This window comes from Kitasatospora sp. NPDC057015, assembly GCF_042673745.1.
GTDB lineage: Bacteria > Actinomycetota > Actinomycetes > Streptomycetales > Streptomycetaceae > Kitasatospora.
In genome coordinates this window covers 37,439-61,282 of record NZ_JBHUSG010000004.1, presented here as the reverse complement: position 1 = coordinate 61,282, position 23,844 = coordinate 37,439, and the positions used below count along the sequence as shown (strand labels likewise).

Sequence of the window (23,844 nt, the reverse complement as noted above, 5' to 3'; positions counted from 1 at the left end):
GGCGAGCCCTCCGTACGGGCCTTCGCAACACGCCCACGCCCGGGCGAGGCGTCGCGTCCGGTGCGCTGCGGACGGATACTTCAAGGGCCCCTTCAGGCAGGACCCGGCAGGGTCCGGGTGGGGCTCCGAGCAGCGAGGACGACGCCATGCCGCAGAATCCCGAGGACTACGTGGACGAGGTCGCCGCCGAGGTCGCCGAGCCGGAGGAGGACGATCCCGAGGCCGACGAGTACGACGAGCTGGTGGAGCGGCGGGCGCTCGGCGCCGATCCCGCCACGGACGTCGCCGACGCGGCGGAGCAGGCCCGGGTGGTCAAGCTGGACGAGGACGAGTACCGCTGACCCGGAGCGCTGCCCGCCACCGCAGCGCCCGCCACCGCATCGCCCGCCACCGCATCGCCCGGCAGCGCCGGACCGGCACTCCGGGCGCCCTGCCGCCCCGTGCTCAGAGCGCCTTGCGGCGCTGGAGCCAGGCGAAGGCCGCCCAGCCCGGCAGGACGGGCAGCAGGAAGGTCAGCAGGCGGTAGAGCACCACGGCGGCCACCGCGGAGCCGTCGTCCATGGCGGCGGTCACCACCAGCATCCGGGGCAGCGTCAGCTCGATCCAGCCGGCGCCCCCCGGGGTCGGCGCGGCGCTGCCCACGGCGTTGCCGACCAGCAGCACCACCGCGACCGAGGCGAAGCCCGGCCGGCTGCCGACGGCCTGCGCGCAGCAGTACAGGCAGGCCACGAGGCAGAGCGACACCAGCAGCTGCCCGGTGACACCGGCGGTCAGCCGGGCCGGGCTGCGCAGCAGGTCGAGCAGCCGCGGCAGCACCTCGGAGGTGAGCGGACGCAGCCGGGCGGCGAGCCAGCGCCGGGCCGGCGGGACGGCCGCGACCAGGGAGAGCAGCACGGCGGCGCCGGCCAGTCCGCCGACCAGGGTCGGCAGCGCGTCCAGCTCGGAGCCGGGATCGGTGCCCAGCAGGTAGACGAAGGCGCCGAGCTGGAGCAGGTGCAGGGTCAGGCCGATCAGCTGGCCCACGCCCACGCTGGACAGCGCCTGCGGAGTCGGGACGCCCGAGCGTTGCAGGAAGCGGGTGTTCAGGGCGATCCCGCCGACCCCGCCGGGCGAGACGATCTTCACGAAGCATCCGGCCACCTGGGCCAGCAGGGCGTGCCAGAGGTTCACCCGCTCGGGCACGAAGCCGACGAAGCCGACGGTGGCGGCGACGTGGCTGGCGGCGGCGGTGAGCACGGCCAGGGCCATCCAGCCCGGGTCGGCGCCGGCCAGGGTGGCGATCGGGTTGTGGTCGGTGGTGAAGAACTGCGGCAGCAGCAGGCAGCCCGCCACCACGCCGCCGACCACGGCGAGCAGCGTGCGCGGCCGGAGCCGCTCCAGCCGCACCGCGCCGACCGCGGCCTGGGGGCGGGTGCGCAGCACCTCGGCCCGGATCGCCTCCAACACCTCGGGTTGCTGCCTGAGGTCGGCCCGGGTCTGGCGGGCCAGCGCTATCGGCTGGAGCAGCGGCAGGGCCGCGCCGACCGCGACCGGTCCGAGCACCGCGACGGCGGAGCGCACCGCCCGCTCGGCCCCGGCGCGCAGGGCGAGGGTGGTGAGCAACTGGGCGGTGTCCGCCCGCAGCACCAGCTCGCTCGCCGCGATGTCGCCGTCCGCGAGGTCGACCAGGTGCACCGCGCCGCACTCGGCGACCAGCACGGCGCCCGGGACGAGCGCCCGGTGCGAGATCTGCCGGGTCTGCAGCAGCTTGAACTGGGCCCAGGTGTCCGCCAGCAGTTCGTCGGTCACCTCCTGGTCGGCGAGCAGGTCCAGGGTCCGGCCGGGCACGTGCTCGTACGCGACCAGCGCCGCGTCCGGGCCGAGCTCGGCGCTGGCGACGACCCTGCGGGTGCGGACCCCGGCGGCCACGGCGGCGTACGAGACCAGCGCCTCGTGCTCCAGGCCGGTGCGCAGTGAGCGCAGGACCCGGGGGTGCGGGGCGGTCCGCAGCCGCAGCCGGCGCCAGACCCGCTGGAAGAGCGCGGCGACCAGGGCCTGCCGGTCCAGCAGCAGCACGTCCAGGTCGGGGCGGCCGTCGTCCTGCCCGACCAGGTAGCGGTCCGGCCCCGACGGGGTGATGGTGCGCGGGCGCAGGCCGACCTGGCGCAGGCTGAGCGCCAGCGCGGCCGGCCGGGGGCGGGGGTCGGGGACCCCGACGGCGTACAGCGTGCCGTGCGCCACCGTGGCACCGATCAGCAGCCCCAGCACCAGGGCGAGCGGGCCGGCGTACCCCGTGAGCAGGCCGGCCACCCCGGACAGGGCGAAGGCGACCCGGGGCCGGTGGCGGTCGCGGGCGCCCGACGCGATGAGGAAGGCCAGCACCGGCGCCAGGTAGCCGTACACCGGCTCGGTGTGGCCGGCGCCGTCGGGCAGCGGGTGGGTGAGGGCGTCCAGCAGCGAGGCGGGCGCCGCGCCGTCGACCCACAGGTCGAGGGCGACGCAGAGGCCGTACGCCACCGTGGCGGCCAGCAGGCCGTCCGCGACCTGCTGGCGCCCGCGCCGGCGGTCGCGGCCGAGCAGCAGCCGGGCGCCGGACACGGCGGGGACGAGCAGCAGGGCCGCGGTGGAGAGCGCGCCGGCGATCCGGGCCACCGCGCGGGGCAGCAGGCCGACCCCCTGGGCGATGTCCGTGTCCATCCCGATGGCGGTGGCCTGGGCGTACTCGGCGAGCAGCAGGGTCAGACAGATCGCGGCCAGGCCGAGCAGCAGCCGGATCAGCGCGGCCGGCTGCCGCACCCGCTCGGCACTGCCGGTCGGCCGGAAGGAGGGCGCGCCGGCGGGCGGTCGGGCGGGACGGTCGGTGCCCGTGCCGCTGTCCTGTCGATCTGTCACCGTGGCCACGCGGCATGCTCCCATGCCGGGCCGCGCCGGGGGAGGGGCGGGCCCGGTCCGGCCGGGCCCCGGGTCCGCCCGGCGGGTGCGGGCGGACCGTACGGCGCCGCCGGGCGGGCGGGCGCGGGCCGGGCGGCGGCCGCCGCCGGTCAGGCCTGGCCGGTGGGCAGGACGATCAGCTGCCGCAGGTTCACCTCGCGGCGCCGGCTGACGGTGTAGCCGATCAGGTCGGCGACGTCCTCGGCGCCGAGGGCCGGGATGGCCGCGAACATGCCGCCCAGCTGCTCGCTGAGCTCCGGGTTGTCGATGTGGTCCCCCAGCTCGGTCGCGGTCAGCCCGGGCTCGACGGTGCTGACCCGGACGGCGCGCGGGCCCAGCTCGCTGCGCAGTGCGGCGGAGAGCTGGGTGAGGGCCGCCTTGGTGGCCGAGTAGACCGCGTAGTCGGGGAAGGTGACGTGCGAGGCGATCGAGGAGACGTTCACCAGGTCGGCGGTGCGGCCCTCGGCGGCCGCGGCGAGGAGATCGGCGGTGAACGCGCGGGTCACCCGCAGGGCGCCGGTCAGGTTGGTGTCGATCATCCGGGTCCACTCGTCGATCCGGCCGTGGTCCAGCGGGTTCGGCAGCATCACGCCGGCGTTGTTGACCACCAGGTCGACCGTGCCGTAGGCGCCCCGGACCCGGGCCGCGGCGGCGTCCACCGACGCCTGGTCGGTGACGTCGGTGGGGACGGCGAGCGCCTGGCCGCCGTCCGCGACGATCTTCGCGGCGAGGCCCTCCAGCCGTTCGGCCCGGCGGGCGAGCAGGGCGACCCGGACGCCGCTCGCGGCGAGCAGGCGGGCGGTGGCCTCGCCCATGCCGCTGGCGGCTCCGGTGACGACGGCGGTGCGTCCGGCGAGGGCGGGGTAGGTCATGTCGTGCTCCAGGGATGCTCGGTGGGGTCGCCGAGGGGCTCGGTACGGCCGCCCCTCGTGCTGGTGGACCCACTCTCGACCGGGGCGCGGCGGCTGCCCAGGGCCGTGGTTTTCCTGGGTACGCCAGGACCAGGCTCCGCCGGACGCGGGAGCGGCCGCCCGGGCGGCGGAGCACCGGCCGGCCGCCGGCGGTCGGCCCCGCGGGCGGGTTCCCGGCCCGTGCGGTGTGGTTCCCGGCCGCCCGACCGGGGCGTCACTACCCTGCCTACATGAGCGCCTGTGAAGACCTTGCGGCAGCCCCCCGGGACATCGTGGCGCAGCCTCCCACGGACGGATGCGCCGACTGCCTGGCCGCCGGCAGCCGGGACTGGGTGCACCTTCGGCTCTGTCTCGACTGCGGGCACATCGGCTGCTGCGACAACTCGCCGCAGCGGCACGCCAGTGCGCACTTCCACAACACCTCCCACCCGGTGATCCGCTCGTACGAGCCGGGCGAGGAGTGGCGCTGGTGCTACGTGCACGAGGCGATGGGCTGAGTGCCCGGCCGGGCCCGGCGGACGGGGCCCCGGCCGCGGTTCGCCCGGTCGGGTGCCGGGCCGCCTCCGCGTGCCGCGCCACCGCGGGCCCGCCCCTAGGTCGGCGCGCGCATCGGGCGGCCCGGAGCGGGTGGGCGGAGCGAGCGGGGCGGGTCCCGCCGACTGGTTTTCGACTGGGCAAAATGTGTATAGCGGTTAAAATCCGGACATACAGCCCGTGCGGCCCCCTCGCCCCGCAACCGCGCCGCGAGCGCCGCCGAAGGGAGGTCAACGATGACCAAGCAATCGTCGGCCCGGATGAGCAAGCTCCAACGCGGCACCCAGGAACTGCTGGAACGCCGAGGGATGGCGGCGACCCCCCGGCCACTCGGCCCGGCGCCGCTCACCAAGGCACCACCGGCCGGAGGAGGCCGGACGTCCTTCGGCGACGCCGCCTTCCGGCACGGCGGGCGTGAGGGCTCCGCCATGTCGATGCAGTCCGCCCCCGCGATGCACGCGGAACTGAAGGGCCACCGCCACCGCGGCGCCGAGAAGCACTCCGCGCACTGAGCCGGCCGGGGGCGGGGGCCGCGGCGCCGCACAGGCCGCGCTCCCGCCCCTGACGCGTGCTCAACCGCGCCTCGGGGGCATCCCCCAGCGGGATCCGGGGCGGCTCGGGGTTCGTCCCGGATGGCCCGGCAGCGATGATCCAGCAGGCTGGTCGGCGGCAGCAACCGCATCCGGACCTCTGGAGCAGACCCCGTGAAAACGCCGACCCGCCAAGCCCGTTGGACATCCCTGGCCGTCACCGGCGCCCTGCTCGCGGCCGCCGTCGCGGCCGGTGCGGGCACCCCGGCGCTCGCCGCCACCGGCGTGGCCGACCCGGCCGGCCGGCTGGACCGGGCCGCACTCGCCCGGGCCGTCGCCGGCCTGCCGGACGCGCAGGTCACCGGTGCGCTGGTCCGGGTCACCGGCCCCGGCCGGCCGTGGTCGGCGGTGGCGGGAGCGGGCGTCGACGCCGACGGGCGGTTCCGGATCGGCAGCATCTCGAAGGTCTTCACCGCCACCGTCGTCCTGCAACTCGCCGCCGAGCGCCGGGTCGACCTCGACGCGCCCGTCCAGCGCTACCTCCCCGGCCTGCTGCCCGCCGACTACCCGGCCGTCGCGGTCGGCCATCTGCTCGACCACACCAGCGGACTGCCGGGCGGCTCCGGCCTCACCTCCGGTGACGGCAGCGCGCAGTGGTTCGCCGACCACCGCACCGACGGCTGGACGCCCGCCGAGGTGGTGGCCGCCGCCGTCACCCGCCCGATGGCCTTCGCCCCGGGCAGCGCCCAGCAGTACAACGGGATCAACACCTTCGTCGCCGGGATGCTGGTCGAGAAGGTCACCGGCCGCAGCTTCGCCCAGGAGGTGCAGACCCGGATCGCCCGGCCGCTCGGCCTGCGCGACACCTACGTCCCCGCCGCCGACGACACCACCCTGCCCGGCGCGTCGGCCCGCGGCCTCCTGACCGTCCCCGGGGCCGGCGGCGCCGACGCCCCCGCGGTCGTGGTGGACGTCACCGAGCAGAGCCCGTGGCCGTGGGCGGAGGGCGGCATGATCTCGTCCGCGGCCGACCTCGACCGCTTCATGACCGCGCTGTTCCGCGGCCGGCTGCTGCCGCCCGCCCAGCAGGCCCGGCTCTTCGGCGTCCCCGACGTGCCCAACGACCACAACAGGAACTGCGAGATCGGCCCGACCGCCGGCCGCGCCTGCTTCAGCATGGGCCTGATGAGCGCCACCCTGCCCGACGGCACCGTGGTCTGGGGCAAGACCGGCAGCCGCCCCGGCTACACCAGCGGCGTCTTCGCCACCCGGGACCTCAGCCGGCACCTCGTCTACTCGCTCAACCCGACCGGCCTCGACGGCGCGGAGTTCCCGCGGGTGTGGGGCATCGTGACGGCCGCCTTCGGGTCGCCGCAGGCGTACTGAGGCCGTGGCACAGTGGGGCGCACGTACGCCCCACGCGCCGGCCCGGTGGCCGCGCAGGTCAGAAGGAGTCGCCATGTCGGACGGCCAGTTGAAGTCGCGCGAGGAGTGGCTCGCCTCGCTGCCCCGGGCGTACTCCGCCGCCGGATGCCTGCTGCGGGACGAGGAGGGGCGGGTCCTGATCGTGAAGGCCGGCTACCGCGAGCACTGGCAGTTCCCGGGCGGCACGATCGACCTCGGTGAAGGGCCGGACGCCTGCGCCGCACGGGAGTTGGAGGAGGAGACCGGGATCGTCCGGGCGGCCGGGGAGCTGCTGGTGGTCGCCTGGACCCACCCCTCGGCCGAACTGGACCACCCCGCGATCCACTTCCTCTTCGACCTCGGATCGGTGCCGGTCGGCACCCCGGTGACCGTCCCGGCCGGCGAACTCGACCACTACCGCTGGGCAGAGGTCGACGAGGCCCTGCAACTCCTCGGCCCGGCCCGCTCGTTGCGGCTGGCGGCCGGACTGGAGGCGGCGGCCGACGGCCGGGTGCGGATCGTCACCAGCCCGGTCTCGGGGTTCTGACCGGGCCGCCCGCCGGCGGGGCCCCCGGCGCGGGGGCGAAGGCACCGGCCCGGCCGTGCGCGGCCGGCGGGGTGGCCCCGTCGCAGGTCGCGGGGGCGCGGTCGGCGCGCACCGGGACACCCCGGTCTCCCGGGCTCCGGCGGCCGTAACCACCGGGGGTGGGCGGGCGTTGTTGGGCGTGGGGGGAGCGGCCGTACCGGTCGGACCCCCGCCCCGGCCGAGCCCCCTCCCGGCCGGACCCGAGACCGTCGGGCCCGTCGGCCCCCACGACCTGGAGCACGCCGGTGAACCGCAGCACCGCGACCGGACGCCGGAGCCCGGCCCCGTCGCACCGGCCCGCCCCGCACCGCCCGCCGAGCCGGCCCGATCGCCCGGGCCCCGCCCCGGGCGGGCGGCCCGGCGGCCGGCGGGGGAGGTCGTCCGGCCGGGAGCGTCCGGGTGGCACGAGCTACGCGCCGCCCGGTGGTCCGGTCGCCCGGGCATCGACGGCCGCCGTCGGTGACCTCCGCCCGGTGGCGGGGGCCGGTGCGCCCGGCGGTCGGGCGGTCGGAGCGGGTTCCTGAGAGCGTCGTGGCCGTGGGCGAACCCCGTTGCGGCGCGCGGTCGGTGGGCCCCGGAACGGCGCCCGCGACCGCGGTGCCGGGTCAGGGCCGGCCGGCCGCCGGCGGAGCGGCCAGCAGGCGACGGCGGACGGCGGCCAGGTCGGCCGGTGCGGCGCCGGCCGCGAGCAGCCGGGCGTCCGGTTCGAAGCCGGCCAGGGTCGCGAGCAGGGCCTCCTCGGCGGTGGTGCCCGCGCGCTCCAGAGCGGCGGTGATCAGGGCGTCCTCGTCGGGGCGGCCCAGCATGCCCCACAGCGGGCGCAGGTTGGGGCCGCTGAGCAGGTAGTCGGCGACGATGGCGGCCGGTTCGACACCCACCAGGGCGAGCAGCAGCAGGGTCGCCAGGCCGGTCCGGTCACGGCCGGCGCCGCAGTGCAGCACCACCGCGCCGGGTCGGGCCCCGGCCACCGCGGCGACGATCCCGGCGATCGCGCCCGGGCACTCGTCGAGGTAGGGGCGCAGCGAGAGCGGGGTGCCGTCGAGCCCGCCCCAGCGCTGCCACCAGGCGGCGCCGGCCAGTTCGTCGAGCGGTATCCGGACGAGGTCGAGATCCGCCGGCAGCGGCAGCAGCGGCTTGTACTCGTCCGCGTTGCGCAGGTCGATCAGGGTGCGGACACCGTGCGCGCGCAGCGCGTCCCAGCCCTCGGCGGTGAGCCGGTCGAGGTTGTCGGCCCGGACGAGCGCGCCGTGGGCGGTGCGACCTCCGCCGGTGGTCGGCAGCCCGCCGAGATCCCGGACGTTGAGGCAGCCGTCCCAGGTCAGAGTGCGTTCGTCGGTCCGCGTGCCGGCCGGTGTCATCGGTTCCCCCCGTGGTCGGTGGGGGCGGTGGCCCCCTCTGTTCTGACTCCCGGGGCGGCCCGGCGGTTCCGGGGCGGGCCGCCCGGTCGGACGGTGCGTCAGGCCGCGGTGGCGGCCGACCCGGTCGCGGCCTCGGCCCGGACGAGCTTCTCCATCGGGTCGGCGGCGGCCCGGCCGAGCAGCGCGGCGAGGACGATCGCGCCCACCAGGAGGACGGTCGACAGCCAGGCCATGGTGCTCACCGGCAGCGTGAAGGCGCCGACGACCCGGGCGACGCACTCGCCGAACAGGGCCAGCCCCCAGACGGACGAGAACAGCCGCTCGTACCGCCGAAAGGCCCGGGAGCCGGCGGCCCGGCCGCCGGCCAGTCGCTCCCACGCCGCCGAGCGGAGCCGGTCCCCCTTGGTGAGGAAGGGCATCAGGACACCCGACATCAGCGGCCGGCCCGCCGCCACCGAGACCAGCACCGCCAGCCCGACGGCCCCGCTCAGCAGGCCGTCCTTGGCGATCATCAGGCGGGCGTCGCCGGTCACGCCGGCCAGCGCCAGGCCGACGAGGTTCACCGCCAGCATCAGGGCCGCCCAGGTGTTGAGCCGGCGGTCGCGGAGCAGCCCGAGGGCCGTCCGGGCGGCCGGGATCACGCCGGCCAGGCCGAGCGCGGCGACCTGGCCCAGGCCCAGCGCCGAGTGCAGCAGGAAGTAGCCGCCGAGCGGGGCCAGCACGTCGACGGCCAGCGGGGCGAAGGCGGCGCCCGGCCGCCCGGCGGCGGTCCGGTCCGTGGCCCGGTCGGCCTCGGTGGCACCGGCGGTGGCCGCGTCGTCGACGCTGTCGGTGGCGATGCTGTCGGTGACGCTGCTGTCGGTGGCGATGCTGTCGGTGGCGCTGCTGGTCAGGGTCTGGCTCATGGTGGCTGCCTCCGCCGGGTCCGCGCCGGGGTCTCCCGCCCCGCGTCGTGCCTCCAGTCTGGCGAGCCGACGACCCGTCGGAGCAGTGCCTTCCGTTGCCGGATCGGCGTGACAACCGTCATGGCGCCGGCCGTGACGGCGGCGCGAATCACTCGGGGAAGAGCCAGAGTTCACGCTCCAGCGTGTCCTGGTAGCGGACCAGCCCGAACCGCTCGTCACCGGCCGAGAGGAACCCCTCGGCGACGCTCCGGAGCACCTGCCGGGCGACCCGGTCGGCCCGGCTCCAGGCGCCGGTGAGGACCAGGGACTTGTCGGCGAGTTCGGCCCGCTGGATCCGGGCGACCGAGGCGGTCAGCAGGGCCGCGTTGACGCCGGCGAGTTCGGCCCGCGAGAGGTAGGTCTCGCCGGTCCGGTCGCGGTCCACCCGCCGCAGCAGTTCGGGCAGCGCGTAGTGCCGCACGGCGGCGACGGCGTCGTCCACGGCCACCTGCCAGCGCGGGCCCGGGAGGATCTCCCACCACACCTCGTCGTCCACGGGCAGCAGTTCCCCGATGCGGGCCCGCCAGGTCTCGACGCCGTACCGGACCCGGGGATCGGGGCGCAGGCCGGGGAGGCCGCTGTCGGCCCAGTCCTGCTTGTCGGTCAGGCTGAGGGCGAGGGTGAAGCGGACCCGGTCGGGCAGCGGGTGCCGGACGACGCCGACCAGGGCCCAGTGGGACTCGTCGGGGAGGCTGAAGGTGTGCCGCCATCCGCTCAGGCCCAGGGCACGCAGGGCGGGCGCGAACTGGTCGCGCATTCCCCGGGTGTAGAGGGCGAGGGCGGTGGTCATCACGTCTCCCTGGTCGGTGGGGCGGGGGTGCGAGCGGGGTCGGCCGGCGGCCGGCGGGGTGGAAGCGGCAGCGGTCGGCGCGAAGTCCGGCGGGGCGGGCCCGGGCCGGGCCAGGATGGGGGTGAACGAGGCAGGGCGGGGCGAGGCAGGGGCGGCGGCGGACGTGCGGCAGCGGGACGGGGACGCGGCCGGCGGGTCGCGGGGCGGGCCCGGGAACGGGCGGGCGCTCGACCGGCCGGGGCCGGGGTCGCCCACACGGAGGATCGGTGGAGGATCGGTGGTGGTTCGGGTGATTCCCACGCTATGCGGGGCCCCGGTATCGGGGCCGCGGGCGAACGGCAGCGGCCCGCGGGACCTTGGGCCCGTCGGGGCAGGGGGTTTGGTCCCGCCGGCCGCAACACGGAGTTCACCGGCCGCCTGGTCCGGCCCGGTCCCGGATGGCCCATGATGGGGCGAGTGCACAGTGCAGAACGTCCCGGCGCGGGTGCCGACCGCGGTGTCGGCACCCCCGGAGTCGTGCCGCCGCCGCGGTCCCGCTCGGCCGACCTCCCCGACCAGCGCCCCGCGCCCCGCCCGGCGGCGAGCCGGCCCGCGAGCCCCGACGGCCCGGCGGCCCAGCCGCCCGACGAGCAGGCGCCGGCCGGCGCGGTCGACCTCTCGGCGGCCGTGCAGGCCGCCCAGGCGGGCGACGAGGAGGCGTTCCGCCAGCTGTTCCGCGCCGTACAGCCCGGCTTGCTGCGCTACCTGCGGGTGCTGGTCGGCGGCCGGCCCGGCGACACCCAGGACGCCGAGGACATCGCCTCCGAGGCCTGGCTGCAGATCGCCCGCGACCTGCACACCTTCTCCGGCGACGCGGACGGGTTCCGGGGCTGGGCGGCCACCGTGGCCCGCAACCGGGCGCTGGACCACCTGCGCAGCAGACGCCGGCGCCCCATCGCGGACCTGCCGCTGGAGTACCTGGCCGAACTGGCCTCGGGCGACGACACCGCCGGCACCGCCCTGGCCACCGTGGGCACCTCCGACGCGCTCGCGCTGATCTCCCGGCTGCCGCGCGACCAGGCCGAGGCCGTGCTGCTCCGGGTGGTGATGCAGCTGGACGCGGAGAGCGCCGCGCGGGTGCTCGGCAAGCGGGCCGGCACCGTCCGGATGGCCGCCCACCGGGGGCTGCGCGGACTCGCCAAGCTGCTGGAGCGCACCGGCGCGGCCGAGGCGGGGATACCGCACCGGAGGGCTCCGCAGAAAAGGCCCCAGCAGGGTGTGACGGAACCGAGGGCCGCGACGCTGAAGGACGTGAGATGAGTACCAACCGATCCCGACGGATCGACCGCGACACGGCCGAGCACCTGCTCGCCCGTGCGGCGGCCGGTACGCCGGACGGTCAGGCCTCCCTCACCGGAGAGGACGGCGACGCGGGGCACCAGGCCCTCGTCGACCTGCTCACCGCTGCGGCTGCCCCGCCGGCGGAGGGCGAACTCCCCGGTGAGGGAGCTGCTCTGACCGCGTTCCGGATGGCCGCGCGTCCCGCCGCAGTCCCTGCCCGCACGCCCGCCGCACCGCTCCGGAGACGATCGATGGCAACCGCCGCGCTGGCCCAGGCCTTCAGCGCCAAGGCCGCCGCCGTCGCGCTCGCGGCCAGCGCGCTGGGCGGTGTCGCGGTCGCGGCCGGGGGCGGCCACCTGCCGGTCGTGCTCGGCGGGGGATCGGGCGGAACCGACCGCGCCGCCGCCGTGAGCAGCGCCGCGGTGCCCGTCGACCCGTCCTCCGCACGGCCGTCGGGCACGCCGTCGGCCACCCGTCCGGGAGCCTCGCCGGGCGGGGCGCCGCTCCCGTCCGCGGGGTCGGCCGGTACGGGTGCCTCCGCCGGTGCCCCGGTGCCCGGGTCGTCGGGCCCGGCCGTCGGCCCCGGCACGCCGTCCGCCGCCGAGCCGGGCACCGGGCAGGTCACCGCGCAGGGGTCGCAGAGCCCCGGCGCCCCGACCGCCGTGCCCGCGCTGCTCACCCTCTGCGAGGAGTTCGCCGCCGAGGAGGCCCACGGCAAGGCCCTGCGCACGATGGCCGCCGACGCCCACTACGCCCCGCTGACGCGGGCGGCGGGTGGCGCGGAGAAGATCAAGGGCTACTGTGCGGCCGTGCGCGCCGGGACGACGGGCAGTGCCCGCGAGCCCGTCACGGCCACCCCTTCGCCCACGGCCGACGGCGGCTCGCGCGGCGGCGGGTCGGACGTCCCGGCCGCCACCGCCACGGCCGCGGCCCCGACCGAGGACAGCGCCGGGCAACTGCCCGGGCGGTCCGGCAGTGCCTCCAGCAGGAGGTGACCCGATCTCCGGACGGGCGGTGGGCGAACCCCCCGGGCCCGCCGCCCGTCCGGACCTTCTCGACCCCAGCCGGGCCCTCGCTCCCGCGGCCCGGCGGGAGCGGCTTCGTAGGGCCGCCCGCGGTCCGGCCGCTATCGTGCACAGGTGCGCCGGGCGGCCGGGAGCCCCGGGCGCGGGACGGTGAGGGGAGCGGTTCCAGTGATCGGACGTGCGCTGAACGGGCGCTACGAGCTCGTCGAGGTGCTCGGCGTCGGCGGCATGGCCACCGTCTGGCGCGGGCTGGACCGGGTGCTGGGCCGTCAGGTCGCCGTCAAGGTGCTCAACGGCGGCCTCGCGGACGACCCGCGCTTCGCCGAGCGGTTCAGCCGCGAGGCGCAGCACGCCGCGATGCTGGCGCACCCGCGGATCGTCATGGTCTTCGACTCGGGAGTGGACCAGGGCTCCCCGTACATCGTCATGGAGCTGGTCCACGGCCGATCGCTGAGCAGCCTGCTGGCCGAGCGGCCGGGCCTGCCGGTGGAGCGCGCGGTGGGCATCGCCGCGGCCGTCTGCGAGGCGCTGGAGGTGGCGCACGCCGCCGGCCTGGTGCACCGGGACATCAAGCCGGGCAACATCATGATCACGCACGACGGCGGGGTGAAGGTCGTCGACTTCGGCATCGCCCGGGCCGGATCCTCGGGCGCCGGGCTCACCCAGGCCGCGACCGTGCTCGGCACCGCCGCCTACCTCTCGCCGGAGCAGGCCACCGCCGCGGCCGTGGACGGCCGCTCCGACCTCTACGCGGTCGGCTGCGTGATGACCGAGATGCTCACCGGCGAGCCGCCGTTCACGGCCGACACCCCGGTGGCGATCGCCTTCAAGCAGGTCTCCGAGCAGCCCGCCCCGCTGTCGGCCCGCCGCGCCGGCATCCCGCCCGCGCTGGACGCGGCGGTGCTGCGACTGCTCGCCAAGAACCCGGACGACCGCCCGTACGACGCCGCCGCGGCGCGCGCCGAACTCCTCGCGGCGGTGCCCCCGCCGGCCGACCGGACGGCCGAACTGCTCGGCGGCGCCCCGGCGCCCGCCACCCAGGTGCTGCCCCCCTTCGCCGACCGCCGGCCCGCTCCCGGTGGGCCGGGGAGCGGCGACCAGCAGCACACCACGGTGCTGCCGCCCGTCCCGGCCGTCGGCCACGCCCCGGCCACCGGCCACGTCCCGCCCACCGGCCGCCCGTCGGGGCCCGCCACCACGTTGATGCCGCCCGTGCCGGTCGCGCCGGCCGGCGGGGGGACGCCCTCGTACGGGCCCGGGTACGGCGCCCCGGACACCGGTGGCCGCGGCGGGTCGCGGAACAGGCCGCTGCTGCTGGGCGCGCTCGGGGTGGCAGGCGTCGTGGTCGCGGTGGTGGTCGCGGTGGCCGCCCTGCACGGGCCGCCGGCGAAGCGGAACGCCGCCCCGCCGACCGCCCCGACCACCGGCGCCGCGGCGGTCAGCCCCACGGCCCAGCCGTCGACGGCCAAGCCGTCCAGCGCTGTCCCGACCACCGCGGCCCCCACCAGGCCGCAGGGCCCGGCGGTGCAGCTCGCCGCGCTGCGGGAGCTGGTGGCGAAGGCGCAGATGCCCAAGGAGCGCGACCGGCAGTCCGACCTCCTGCACTCCCTGGACGACGCCGCCGAGGCGGTCGGCGAGGGCCGGGGGGCGGACGCGCAGCAGGACGTGAAGGAGGCTCAGCGGATCGTCCGGGACCTCGCCAAGAAGCACGCCATCGACACCGCGACCAGTCTGAACTGGCAGGCGAGGCTGACCCTCCTGGCCGGCACGGTGCACTCGCCGGTCGGGGGCGTGAACAGCGGGGTCGACGGTGACGGCGGCAACGGCTGAGACCGGCGGAGGCGGTCGGGGCGCGGGGCCGGCCGGTCAGCCGTCCCCGCCCGGCTCGGCCTTCCCGTCGCTCTCCGGGCCGCTGTCCTCCCGGCCGTCGTGGCCCGCGTCCGTCCGGCCGCCCTTCCCGGCGCCCTCCTCGCGGAGCCGGGCGCTGACCTGGCTGCGCACCCGGTTGCTGAGGGTGCCGGCCGCCGCCGCCAGGAAGACGAAGTTGTAGAAGATCTGCAGGATCACCACCACCCGGGCGTCCTGTCCGGACGGCGTGATGTCGCCGTACCCGACGGTGGACATGGTGATCACCGTGAAGTAGAGGGCGTCCAGCCTCGTCTCCAGGCCGTTGAACTCGTTGTCGCGGGCCAGCGAGAAGTAGGTGGCGGAGAACACCACCATCGACAGGAGGATCAGGAACGCCAGGCCCACCCCGGGACGGCCGCCGACCTGGGTCATCACCTGCACCATCTTGCGCAGCAGCAGGTAGGTGAGCAGGGTCAGGGCCGCGCCGAAGGCCACCCAGCTGAAGACCGGCCGGTCGGGGCCGAAGACCTGCAGCGGGAGGGTGAAGTAGCAGATCATCAGGCCCGCGAAGCCGCCGACGAGCAGGGCGCCCTCCCGGATGACCCTGGGGGTCCACGGCTTCAAGGGCACCATCCTGCGGGGCAAGGGCCCTCCGGGGTCGGCCGGGGCGGGGCGGGGCGCGGCTTCGGGGCGCGGTCCCTCCCAGCCTGTGCCGCGGCGGCGTCGGCCGCTCCCACGGTTGGTCCGTTCGGGGGGTGCGGCGTCGGGCCCGCCGGTCGCCGCCGGGCCCTGGAATCCGCCGACCCGCCCGGGGCCCGTCAGTCGAGGGCGGCGAAGGCCCGGGCGGAGGCGTCCTCCTGGGCGAGCCGGTGCAGCGCGGTGATCAGCGCGTCGCCCAGGACGGTGCCGAGGACGACGCCCTCGACCTGGCTGTCCGGGTCGGGGCGGCGGCCGACGGCGGCGATCTCCGAGGCGGCGAGCACCTCGACGGCGTCGGCGTAGTCGTCGATCACGACGAGCAGGTCCTGCTGGCCGAGCTCGTGGTAGCTGTGCAGGATCTGGGCGAGGGAGTCCCGAGCCGGGCCGGGGCACTCGACGAGCCAGCCCCGGTCGGCGATCAGCTGGTCGGCGCGCTGCCGGGCCTCCTCCAGGTCCGGGGAGTCGGGGTCGCCGGCGGGCGCCGGGTTGACGGCGTGCTGGGCGATGCCGAGCCGGTCGTGGAGCGAGTTGTCGGGGGAGTCGATCGAGTCGAGCACCGTGCGGGTGGCGGCGATGGACAGCTTGCCGACGTCCAGCAGTGCGCGGACCAGCTTGAGCCGCCGCACGTGGGCGTCGCCGTACTGGGCCTGGTTGGGGCTGGTGAGCTCGCCGGCGGGCAGCAGGCCCTCGCGCAGGTAGTACTTGATCGTCGGCACCGGGACGGCCGTCCGGCTGCTCAGCTCTCCGATGCGCATCGACTCTCCTTCTCCAACGGTATGGATAGCTTACATCTCCACTTTTTGCCCGGAAGGTCTTGTGCTTCCGCGGGATGGATATCCATACTGTCCATTATCGATAGTGAACAGTATTGCTATCCATAAGGAGCCCCGGTCATGTCCGAGAACCGGTCACGAGCGCTGCCGGCGCTGCTGGCGACCTCCGTCCCGATGTTCATGGTGTCCCTCGACAACCTCGTGGTGACCAACGCACTCAACGAGATGAGCGCGGACCTGCGGGTCGGGCAGTCCGAGCTCCAGTGGGTGGTGAACGGCTACGTCCTCGCCTTCGCCGGACTGCTGCTGGCCGGCGCCGCGCTCGGCGACCGCTTCGGCCGCCGCCGGGTCTTCCTCGGCGGCGTGGCCCTGTTCACCCTCGGCTCGGCCGCCTGCGGCCTGTCCGGCACGGCCGAGCAGCTCATCGCCGCCCGGGCCCTGCAGGGCGCGGGCGCGGCGGCGATCCTGCCGGTCTCGCTCACCCTCGCGGTGGCCGCCGTACCGGCCGCCCGGCGGGCGCTGGCCGTCGGCGTCTGGGGCGGGGTCAACGGCCTCGGCGTCGCGGTCGGTCCGCTGGCCGGCGGCCTGGTGACGGAGGGCCTGGACTGGCACTGGATCTTCTGGATCAACGTCCCGGTCGGCCTGCTCGCCCTCCCGTTCGTACGACGGGCCGTCCGGGAGAGCCGGGGCCCCGAGGGCGCCCTCGACGTCACCGGGATCGCCCTGATCACCGCCGCCGTGGTCGGCGCGGTCTGGGGCATCGTCGGCGCCGCCGACCACGGCTGGACGGGCCCCCGCACGCTGGTCGGCCTCGGCGGCGGACTCGCCCTGCTCGCGCTCTTCGCCGTCCAGCAGCGGCGGGCCCGGCTGCCGCTGGTACCGCCGCGGATGTACCGGATCAGGTCCTTCATGCTCAGCAACACGGTGGCGCTGGCGATGTACTTCGGCGTCTTCGGCTCGATCTTCTTCCTCGCCCAGTACCTCCAGGGCCCGATGGGCTACTCGCCCTTCGAGGCCGGACTGCGGACCCTGCCCTGGACGGCCGCCCCGGTGGTCGTCGTCCCGCTCGCCAGCGCCCTGGTGCCCCGGATCGGCGGCGGCCTGCTGCAGGCGGCCGGCTGCGTGATGCAGGCCCTGGCCCTCGGGTGGCTCGCGCTGCTGGTCGGCCCGGGCGTCTCGTACGGCTCGCTGGTACCCGCCCTGGCCCTGGCCGGCCTCGGAATGGGCCTGGTCTTCGCCGCCAACCCGGCGACCGTGATCGGCAGCGTCGCCGAGCACGAGCACAACAAGGCCTCCGGGGTGAACAACACCGTCCGCGAGTTCGGCGGCGCGCTCGGCATCGCGGTGCTCACCACCGTCTACAGCCAGGCGTTCAAGGCCCACGCGGCGGCCGGGCCGGGCCCCGCCTTCGAGTACGGGCTGCGCCAGTCGCTCTGGCTCGGTGCGGCGGTGGTGCTGCTCGGGGCGGTGGCCGGACTGCTGATCCGCCGCCCGCGGCCCCGCCCGACCGCCGCCGGGGCGGAGCGCACGATGGCCTCGGCGCGCTGACCGCGCGGGGCCGGGCGGCCGGGGCCCGACGGGCCGGGGGCGAAGCTCGGGGTGCGGCGCCGGCCGCCGCACCCCGAGCCCCCGGACCGGCCCTACCGCCCGGCCGGCCGCAGGATCGCCGGCAGCGCGTGGTGACCGTTGGAGATGAACGACTCCACCGGCCGCAGGCCCTCCGCCGGCTCCGCGAGGGCGAGCTCCGGAAAGCGCTCGAACAGCCCCGGCAGGGCGATCGCCGCCTCCAGCCGGGCCAGCGGCGCGCCGAGGCAGAAGTGCACGCCGTGACCGAACGCCAGGTGCTCCTTGCCGGCCCGGGTCACGTCGAAGACGTCCGCGTCGGCGCCGTGCACGGCGGTGTCCCGCCCGGCGGCGGCGTACGCGGCGAGGATCGCCTCGCCCTTGCGGATCAGCACGTCGCCGACCTGCACGTCCTCCACCGCGTAGCGCAGCGGCAGGTTGGCCACCGGGGACCGCAACCGCAGCGCCTCCTCGATCACGTCGTTCCAGGAGGCCCGGCCGGCCCGCACGTGCGCCAGCTGCTCCGGGTGCGTGAGCAGCAGGTGGATGGCGTTGTCCAGCAGGTTGACGGTGGTCTCGTGGCCCGCGCTGATCAGCAGCAGCAGGGTGTCGACCAGCTCGCTCTCGCTGAGCTCCGCGGCGCCCTCGCCGTCCGCCTCCTCGTCGCGCACGCCGAGCAGCACGCTGGTGAGGTCGTCCCCCGGCTCCTTGCGCTTGAGCGCGACCAGCTCGGTCAGGATGCCGTAGATCGCGACGACGTTGGCCTGGGCCTCCTCGGGCGTCGCGTTGGTGTTGAAGATGCCGTCCACGCAGGCCCGCAGCCCCGCGTGCGCCTCCTCGGGCACGCCGAACAGCTCGCAGATCACCTGGATCGGCACCGGGTACGCGTACGCCTCCCGCAGGTCGACCGGCTGCCCCGCGGGCGCGGCGTCGAGGGCGGTCAGCAGGTCGGTGGTGATCCGCTCGACCCGGGGCCGCATGGCCTCGGTCCGGCGCGCGGTGAACGCGGCCGAGACCAGCTTGCGCAGCCGTCGGTGCTCGGTGCCGTACGCGGTGAACATGTTCTCCACGGCGACCCAGAGGTTCAGCGGCCAGTCCGCCGGGACGTCACCGTTGATGAACGCCGTCCAGTGCTGGCGCGCGCTCTTGGAGATCCGGGGGTCGGTGAGCAGCTGCTTGAGCAGCTCCTGGCTGCCTACCGACCACGCAACCACGCCACCAGGGAGCTCCACCTGCGCGACCGGCCCGTCCCGGTGGACGGCGGCGGCTTCGCCGTGGATGTCGCTGCCGGTGGGGTCGAGGGCGTAGGGGCAGACTGCGGCGGAGTCTGCCGAAGGGGCGGTAGGGGCTGCCATGGGGTCTCTCCAGAGGTCTCGGCGGGGCGTCCGTGGGCGGTGCGCGGTGCGGCCGTGCTTGCCGCGGCGCCCTGCGGCGCGGCGGTGGAGGGAGTGGCGCTGTACTGGTCGGCGCCGCGCTGGTCGGCGTCGTACCGGTCGGGGGCGTGGCGGTCCGCGCCGTACGGGTCGGTGCCGTACGCGTCGGAGGTGTCCGGCGAGGTCTGCTGCGGCGGCGCGCCGACCCGGGCGCCCGGCGCCGCCACGGCCACCGGCACCGGCGGGAAGTGCACCGGCAGGGCGGCCAGGGCACGGTGGAACGGCCCGGGACGCCAGGGCAACTCGTCGGCGGGGACGGTCAGTTCCATGTCCGGCAGGCGGTCCAGCAGCTTCTCGACCGCGACGGTGGCGATCAGCCGGGCCGGGCTCTGCGCCGGACAGGTGTGCGGGCCGGCGCTCCAGGCCAGGTGGGCCCGGTTGCCGGCGCGGTGCTCGGCGGCCAGCACGGGGTCGTTGTTGGCGGCCGAGAAGCTGATCACCACCGGATCGCCCTCCGGCAGCCGGACGCCGGCCAGTTCGGTGTCCCGGACGGGGAAGTGCACGGCGTAGTTGGCCATCGGCGGGTCGGTCCAGAGCACCTCGTCGAGGGCGTCGTCGACCGGCAGGCTGCCGCCGGCCAGGCTGCCGGCGAAGCGGTCGTCGGAGAGCAGCAGCCGCAGCGCGTTGGTGATCAGGTTGAGCTGCGGCTCGGTGCCGGCGCCCATCAGCAGCACGAGCTGGTGCAGCATCTCCTCGTCGGTCAGCCGCGACGGGTGGGACATCAGCCAGGAGGTGATGTCGGGCCCGGGCCGGGAGCGCTTGAGCGCGACCAGCTCCAGCAGGCAGGCGGTCAGCTCCTGGTTGGCCCGCTCGGCGTCCACGCCGTCGAAGATGCCGGACATGCCGGCCACCAGCCGGTCGCCGAACTCCGCCGGGGAGCCGAAGAGTTCGTTGAACACCAGGAGCGGCAGGGTGCGCGCGTAGTCGCCGACCAGATCGGCCTCGCCGAGCCCGGCGAAGCGGTCGATCAGGATGTCGGCGCTGCGCTCCACGTATCCGCGCAGCGCGACCGGGTCGACCTGCTCCAGGCTGTCGTTGATGGCGCCGCGCAGCCGGGCGTGGTCGGCGCCGTCGGTGAACAGCGCGTTCGGCCGGTAGGCCATCATCGGCAGCGCGGGGCTGTCCGGGGCGATCGCGCCGCGGTTGAGGTCCGTCCAGCGTCGCGGGTCCTTGGAGAAGGTCTCCGGGGTGCGCAGCACGTCCAGCGCGGCGGCGTACGAGGTCACCAGCGTGGCCCGCACCCCGGGGTACAGCTCGACCGGGGCGGCCGCGCCGTACTGCCGCAGGTGCTCGTACACGCCGTTCGGGTCGGTCGCGAACTCCTTGTCGTACAGCGGGAATCCGAAGGGCGAGGCGGCGCCGTCGGCGGCGTGCGCCGGGCAGCCCGGGGGCGGGGCGGGGTGGGTCACGCGGGCTCCAGTTCGGTGGGGTCCTCGACGCGGTCGGACAGGTACTCGACGAGCGTCACCAGGGCGCGGGTCGCCGAGCCGGTGTCCCTGGCGTCGCAGCTGACCAGGGGGGTTTCGGGGAGCAGGTCGAGCGCCTCGCGCAGCTCCTCCTCGGCGAACTCCGGCGCGCCGTCGAAGCGGTTGACGGCCACGGCGTACGGCAGGCCGTGGTCCTCCAGCAGGTCCATCACGGCGAAGGACTGCTCCAGCCGGCGGGTGTCGGTCAGCACCAGCGCGCCGAGCGCCCCGTACGCCATGTCCCGCCAGAGCGGGGTGAACCGCTGCTGGCCCGGTGCGCCGAACAGGTACAGCACCAGGCTCTCGCTGAGGGTGAGCCGGCCGAAGTCCAGCGCCACCGTGGTGGTGTCCTTGCCGTGCACGCCCGCCAGGTCGTCGACCAGCGCGCCGGCCTGGGTCATCCGCTCCTCGGTGCGCAGCGGCGGGATCTCCGAGAGGGTGCCGACGAAGGTGGTCTTGCCGACCGCGAAGTGGCCGACGACCAGCAGTTTGACGGCCGTCCGCACGCTCGGGGCCAGGTAGATGTCAGAGGCGGGCCCGGAGGCCATGCAGTACCTCCCGCAGGAGCTGGGTGTCGGGTTGCGGGGTGCGCGGTACGGCAGCCCGGGTGATGATGTGGCCGCTGTCGACGAGGTCGCTCAGCAGTACCTTGGTGACGCTCACCGGCAGGTGCAGGTGCCCGGCGACCTCGGCCACCGACAGCGCGCCGAGCAGGCAGAGTTCGACGATCCGGCGGCGCTCCGGGCTCAGCCCGGCGAGCGGCCGGTCGGGCATCGCGCTGACCAGGGTGACCAGGTCGAAGGTGTTCCGGCTGGGGTGGGACCTGCCGTCGGTCACCACGTACGGCCGCACCAGCCCCTTGAGCCGCCGCGGCGCGGTCATGTTCGCAGGCCCGCGTCGTGCCGCGGCGGGCTGGTGAGTTCCTTGCCGAGCCGGTCGACCAGCTTCTGCATCCGGAAGCTCACCGCCTCCATGTCGACGCTGTCGCTCGCGGACACCGCGAGGTAGGCGCCCGGTCCGGCCGCGACCAGGAAGACGTAGCCGTCGGCGAACTCGATCAGGGTCTGCCGCCAGGGCGTGCCCTCGCGGCCGGCGAAGCCCGCGGTGGAGCGGCTGATCGACTGGAGGCCGGAGAGGGCGGCGGCCTGCCGGTCGGCCTCGTCGCGGGAGATCCCGCGCGAGTGCGCGCGCAGGAGGCCGTCGGCGGACAGCAGGATGGCGTGCCGGGCCTCGGGCACCAGCAGGACGTCGTCGAGCATCCACCCGAGTTCGTTGTCCAGGTGGGTGGTGAGCGGGCTGTTCATGCCTGCGGGGTCCCTTCGGGGTCGGTGGAGTCGGCGCGGCCGGCCCGGGTGCCGCGGGCGAAGGCGCCCATCCGGCGTGCGGTCTCCTCGGCGGAGCGCCCCCAGACGTCGTCCCAGTCGGCCTCGGCCCCGAGCCGGGCGTCGGCGGCGCCCTGTCCGGCGGCCGCGTCCGGCGGGGTCTGGCGCCGGCGCCGCTTGGGCAGTCCGCCGGCGGTCTGCCGGCGGGGCTCGACCGGGAGGGCCTGCCCGGGCACCGCGGGGGCGGGGGCCGGGGCGGGGTCGGGCGAGCGGAGGGTGTGCCCGGCGTGAGCGGCCGGCTCCGGCTCGGTCTCCTGCTCGGGCTGGGTGAGCAGGGCGCTCGGGAGGAAGAGCACGGCCCGCACCCCGCCGTAGGGCGAGCGGGTGTCGACGGAGACGCTGAAGCCGTAGCGGGCGGCGAGCACCCCGATCACGGCGAAGCCGAACTGCGGTGGGTCGCCGAGCCGGGTGACGTCCACCGTCCGCTGCCCGGAGAGCAGTTGACCGGCCCGCCGGACCTCGCGCTGGTCCATGCCGACCCCGGCGTCGTCGATCACCACGCAGGCGCCGTTGTGCGCCGGCTGGAGGTTGACCTCGACCGTGGTGTTGGGCTGGGAGTGCCGGGCCGCGTTGTCGAGCAGCTCCGCCACCGCGAGCACCACCGGCTCCACGGCCCGGCTGACCACGGCGAGTTCGAGTTGGGTGCGGAGCTCGACCCGCCGGTAGTCGCGGATCCGGGACTTCGCGCCGCGGACCACGTCGGAGAGGGCGGAGACGTGCCGTTGACGCCCGGGCCAGGAGCCGCAGAGCACGGCGATGGCCTGCGCCCGCCGGCCGAACTGGGAGTTGGCGTGGTCGATCTCCAGCAGGTCGCGCAGCACGTCGGGGTCGTCATGGCGGTCCTGCATGTCCGAGATGGAGAGCTGCTGTTCGTTCGCCAGGCCCTGCAGCGAGCGGACGGCACCCTTCAGCGCGGTCTTGGCCGACTGGTCGGCGCGGTCCCGTGCGAGCGCCGCGGCGCCCGCGAACTGCTCCAGCACGCTGTGCAGATGGCCGGCGAACCGGGTGCCGGCCAGTCTGGGGTCGGTGGGGACGGACAGGCCCGCGGCGGAGGCGTGCGGCGCGGCGGCGAGGGCCGGCGCCTGCACGGAGGCCAGCCGCTGGGCGGCCTCGTCCCGGGCGGCCACGGACTCCTCCAGGGCGCCGATCCGCTCGCCGAGCGAGCCGGTGATCCGCCGCTGGCGCACCAGCAGCACGGCGGCGGCGAGCGCCCCGGCTGCCAGGCACCATGAAACGGCGTCCGGTATGTGTGGGGTCATCAGATCCTCGTGGCGGAGTGGGATCCGCCGGTGGGTGACAGGCCGCGGTCATCCTAAGCGGATCCGCGACGCATTGTCAGAGGATCGTCTCGCATGGTGATCTGATGAACACTTTTTGATGATGCGTCAATGTGACTGAAACAGAGCAGTTTTGTCTGGATTGACGTCGTTCGGGGCGGGTCCGTCGAGGGAATCCGGTGCTCCCGGTGCCATCGCGGCGCCCCTCGTCGGCCAAATCGCCACCGAAGCCGCCGGATAGCTCCACAGGGCCTCCGGGCCCGCGGTGCCGGCAGGGGCACGGCACCGCGGACGGCCGGTCACGGAGCGGCCGGGCCGCCCGGCGGCGGACGAGGGCCCGACAGTGCCGCGGCGGAGCCCGGCGGCCGGGCGGGCCTACGACGACGGGGCCCGCGATCCGTCGAAGGACGGATCGCGGGCCCCGGAGAGGCGTGCGCTGCGGCCGGGCTCAGGCGCCGGTGGCCGACTTGGTGTTCTCGGAAGCCGTCGTCACGGTCGAGGGCGCCACGACCGCCGGACGCGGCTGCTCGGCGGCCGGCGACGCGGTGGAGGCCGCGGTCGCGTTGGGGGCGGCGCCGTCGGCCGGGGCGTCGTCCTCCCGCAGGGCCTTGGTCTCCGCCTTGAGGATGCGCATCGACTTGCCGAGGCCACGGGCCATCTCGGGCAGCTTCTTCGAGCCGAAAAGCAGGATGATGACAGCCAGCACCACCAGGAGGTGCCAGGGCTCCAGACCGTTACGCAGCATCCCTGACCACCGGTCCCTTCGATTCTCGCCGTTGTGTGGCCGGGCAAATCGCCCGGCCTGGCCAGTATGCCTGTCCAAGGCGTCGAACGTATACACCGGCCGGGAAACGGTGGTCAAAGAGCCGAAGCCGTCGGAGTGGACTCGCGGGGTGTGCCGAGCACCCTCCCGGCGGCCCGTCCGGTGCCGTGAAACCGCCGCCGACCTGCGGCGCGATCGCACCGCGAGCCCCCTCCCGGCCGGGAGGGGGCTCGCGGTGACCGGCGGGGGAGGGGCCCCGGGCGATCACCCGGGCGGGTGGCGGTCGGGCCGGTGGCTGCGGTTGCCCCGCGTGCCCGCCGGCCTCTCC

At 76.0% G+C, this 23,844-nt stretch carries 23 protein-coding genes; 9 read left to right on the top strand and 14 right to left on the bottom strand.

Annotation, left to right across the window (positions count from 1 at the left end; translation table 11 throughout):
* Positions 1-146: 146 nt before the first annotated feature.
* The gene (locus tag ACFTWP_RS05135) at positions 147-341 is read left to right on the top strand and encodes a hypothetical protein (RefSeq protein ID WP_380262846.1); all 195 of its coding nucleotides are present in this window, start codon (positions 147-149) and stop codon (positions 339-341) included.
* Between the two features lie 103 nt (positions 342-444).
* Here the strand turns inward: ACFTWP_RS05135 and ACFTWP_RS05130 are convergent, their stop codons facing one another.
* Positions 445-2,871, bottom strand: a complete 2,427-nt coding sequence (locus ACFTWP_RS05130; RefSeq protein WP_380262844.1) for a lysylphosphatidylglycerol synthase domain-containing protein — start codon at positions 2,869-2,871, stop codon at positions 445-447.
* Between the two features lie 149 nt (positions 2,872-3,020).
* A complete protein-coding gene (locus ACFTWP_RS05125) occupies positions 3,021-3,782 on the bottom strand; it encodes an SDR family oxidoreductase (protein WP_380262842.1) in 762 nt (253 codons plus the stop codon).
* Positions 3,783-4,051: 269 nt separating this feature from the next.
* On the opposite strand from ACFTWP_RS05125, the gene ACFTWP_RS05120 reads away from it, so the two are divergent.
* The 4 genes from ACFTWP_RS05120 (at position 4,052) to ACFTWP_RS05105 (ending at position 6,836) form a co-directional block, all read left to right on the top strand.
* Positions 4,052-4,318 (top strand): UBP-type zinc finger domain-containing protein, encoded by a 267-nt coding sequence (locus ACFTWP_RS05120; protein ID WP_380262840.1) that lies wholly within the window; start codon positions 4,052-4,054, stop codon positions 4,316-4,318.
* A gap of 273 nt (positions 4,319-4,591) precedes the next feature.
* On the top strand, positions 4,592-4,867 hold the full coding sequence (locus ACFTWP_RS05115; protein WP_380262838.1) for a hypothetical protein: 276 nt from the start codon (positions 4,592-4,594) through the stop codon (positions 4,865-4,867).
* Between the two features lie 192 nt (positions 4,868-5,059).
* Positions 5,060-6,271, top strand: a complete 1,212-nt coding sequence (locus ACFTWP_RS05110; protein ID WP_380262837.1) for a serine hydrolase domain-containing protein — start codon at positions 5,060-5,062, stop codon at positions 6,269-6,271.
* A gap of 73 nt (positions 6,272-6,344) precedes the next feature.
* On the top strand, positions 6,345-6,836 hold the full coding sequence (locus ACFTWP_RS05105) for an NUDIX domain-containing protein (protein ID WP_380262836.1): 492 nt from the start codon (positions 6,345-6,347) through the stop codon (positions 6,834-6,836).
* A 644-nt stretch (positions 6,837-7,480) separates the two neighbouring features.
* Here the strand turns inward: ACFTWP_RS05105 and ACFTWP_RS05100 are convergent.
* The 3 genes from ACFTWP_RS05100 to ACFTWP_RS05090 all read right to left on the bottom strand — a co-directional run bounded on the left by ACFTWP_RS05100 (position 7,481) and on the right by ACFTWP_RS05090 (position 9,967).
* Positions 7,481-8,233, bottom strand: a complete 753-nt coding sequence (locus ACFTWP_RS05100; protein WP_380262834.1) for a tyrosine-protein phosphatase — start codon at positions 8,231-8,233, stop codon at positions 7,481-7,483.
* A 98-nt stretch (positions 8,234-8,331) separates the two neighbouring features.
* The gene (locus ACFTWP_RS05095; RefSeq protein WP_380262832.1) at positions 8,332-9,138 is read right to left on the bottom strand and encodes a VC0807 family protein; all 807 of its coding nucleotides are present in this window, start codon (positions 9,136-9,138) and stop codon (positions 8,332-8,334) included.
* A 148-nt stretch (positions 9,139-9,286) separates the two neighbouring features.
* The gene (locus ACFTWP_RS05090; protein WP_380262830.1) at positions 9,287-9,967 is read right to left on the bottom strand and encodes a hypothetical protein; all 681 of its coding nucleotides are present in this window, start codon (positions 9,965-9,967) and stop codon (positions 9,287-9,289) included.
* A 456-nt stretch (positions 9,968-10,423) separates the two neighbouring features.
* On the opposite strand from ACFTWP_RS05090, the gene ACFTWP_RS05085 reads away from it, so the two are divergent.
* The 3 genes from ACFTWP_RS05085 to ACFTWP_RS05075 all read left to right on the top strand — a co-directional run bounded on the left by ACFTWP_RS05085 (position 10,424) and on the right by ACFTWP_RS05075 (position 14,142).
* Positions 10,424-11,266, top strand: a complete 843-nt coding sequence (locus ACFTWP_RS05085) for an RNA polymerase sigma factor (protein ID WP_380262828.1) — start codon at positions 10,424-10,426, stop codon at positions 11,264-11,266.
* Complete coding sequence (locus ACFTWP_RS05080) at positions 11,263-12,282, top strand: hypothetical protein (protein ID WP_380262826.1); 1,020 nt, start codon at positions 11,263-11,265, stop codon at positions 12,280-12,282. Before ACFTWP_RS05085 ends, ACFTWP_RS05080 begins: the two co-directional genes overlap by 4 nt.
* Positions 12,283-12,480: 198 nt before the next feature.
* Positions 12,481-14,142, top strand: a complete 1,662-nt coding sequence (locus tag ACFTWP_RS05075) for a protein kinase (protein WP_380262824.1) — start codon at positions 12,481-12,483, stop codon at positions 14,140-14,142.
* 36 nt (positions 14,143-14,178) lie between these two features.
* On the opposite strand, the gene ACFTWP_RS05070 is transcribed toward ACFTWP_RS05075, so the two are convergent.
* Positions 14,179-14,793: a potassium channel family protein gene (locus tag ACFTWP_RS05070; RefSeq protein ID WP_380263084.1), complete on the bottom strand. Its 615-nt coding sequence runs from the start codon at positions 14,791-14,793 to the stop codon at positions 14,179-14,181.
* Positions 14,794-14,978: 185 nt separating this feature from the next.
* Positions 14,979-15,614 (bottom strand): MerR family transcriptional regulator, encoded by a 636-nt coding sequence (locus ACFTWP_RS05065; RefSeq protein ID WP_380262822.1) that lies wholly within the window; start codon positions 15,612-15,614, stop codon positions 14,979-14,981.
* A 138-nt stretch (positions 15,615-15,752) separates the two neighbouring features.
* Between ACFTWP_RS05065 and ACFTWP_RS05060 the strand changes: the two genes are divergently transcribed.
* A complete protein-coding gene (locus ACFTWP_RS05060) occupies positions 15,753-17,180 on the top strand; it encodes an MFS transporter (protein ID WP_380262820.1) in 1,428 nt (475 codons plus the stop codon).
* Positions 17,181-17,272: 92 nt separating this feature from the next.
* On the opposite strand, the gene ACFTWP_RS05055 is transcribed toward ACFTWP_RS05060, so the two are convergent.
* The 7 genes from ACFTWP_RS05055 to tatA form a co-directional block, all read right to left on the bottom strand.
* Positions 17,273-18,409, bottom strand: coding sequence for a cytochrome P450 (locus tag ACFTWP_RS05055; protein WP_380262818.1), 1,137 nt, complete (start codon positions 18,407-18,409; stop codon positions 17,273-17,275).
* Positions 18,391-20,037 (bottom strand): cytochrome P450, encoded by a 1,647-nt coding sequence (locus tag ACFTWP_RS05050; RefSeq protein ID WP_380262816.1) that lies wholly within the window; start codon positions 20,035-20,037, stop codon positions 18,391-18,393. Before ACFTWP_RS05050 ends, ACFTWP_RS05055 begins: the two co-directional genes overlap by 19 nt.
* On the bottom strand, positions 20,034-20,642 hold the full coding sequence (locus tag ACFTWP_RS05045; protein WP_380262814.1) for an ATP/GTP-binding protein: 609 nt from the start codon (positions 20,640-20,642) through the stop codon (positions 20,034-20,036). The genes ACFTWP_RS05050 and ACFTWP_RS05045 overlap by 4 nt, the downstream gene beginning before the upstream one ends.
* Entirely contained in the window at positions 20,620-20,976 is a 357-nt protein-coding gene (locus ACFTWP_RS05040; protein ID WP_380262812.1) for a DUF742 domain-containing protein, read from the bottom strand. The genes ACFTWP_RS05045 and ACFTWP_RS05040 overlap by 23 nt, the downstream gene beginning before the upstream one ends.
* On the bottom strand, positions 20,973-21,398 hold the full coding sequence (locus tag ACFTWP_RS05035; protein WP_380262811.1) for a roadblock/LC7 domain-containing protein: 426 nt from the start codon (positions 21,396-21,398) through the stop codon (positions 20,973-20,975). The genes ACFTWP_RS05040 and ACFTWP_RS05035 overlap by 4 nt, the downstream gene beginning before the upstream one ends.
* Complete coding sequence (locus ACFTWP_RS05030) at positions 21,395-22,735, bottom strand: ATP-binding protein (RefSeq protein WP_380262809.1); 1,341 nt, start codon at positions 22,733-22,735, stop codon at positions 21,395-21,397. Before ACFTWP_RS05030 ends, ACFTWP_RS05035 begins: the two co-directional genes overlap by 4 nt.
* A 466-nt stretch (positions 22,736-23,201) precedes the next feature.
* On the bottom strand, positions 23,202-23,498 hold the full coding sequence (gene tatA, locus ACFTWP_RS05025; RefSeq protein WP_380262807.1) for a Sec-independent protein translocase subunit TatA: 297 nt from the start codon (positions 23,496-23,498) through the stop codon (positions 23,202-23,204).
* Positions 23,499-23,844 lie beyond the last annotated feature (346 nt).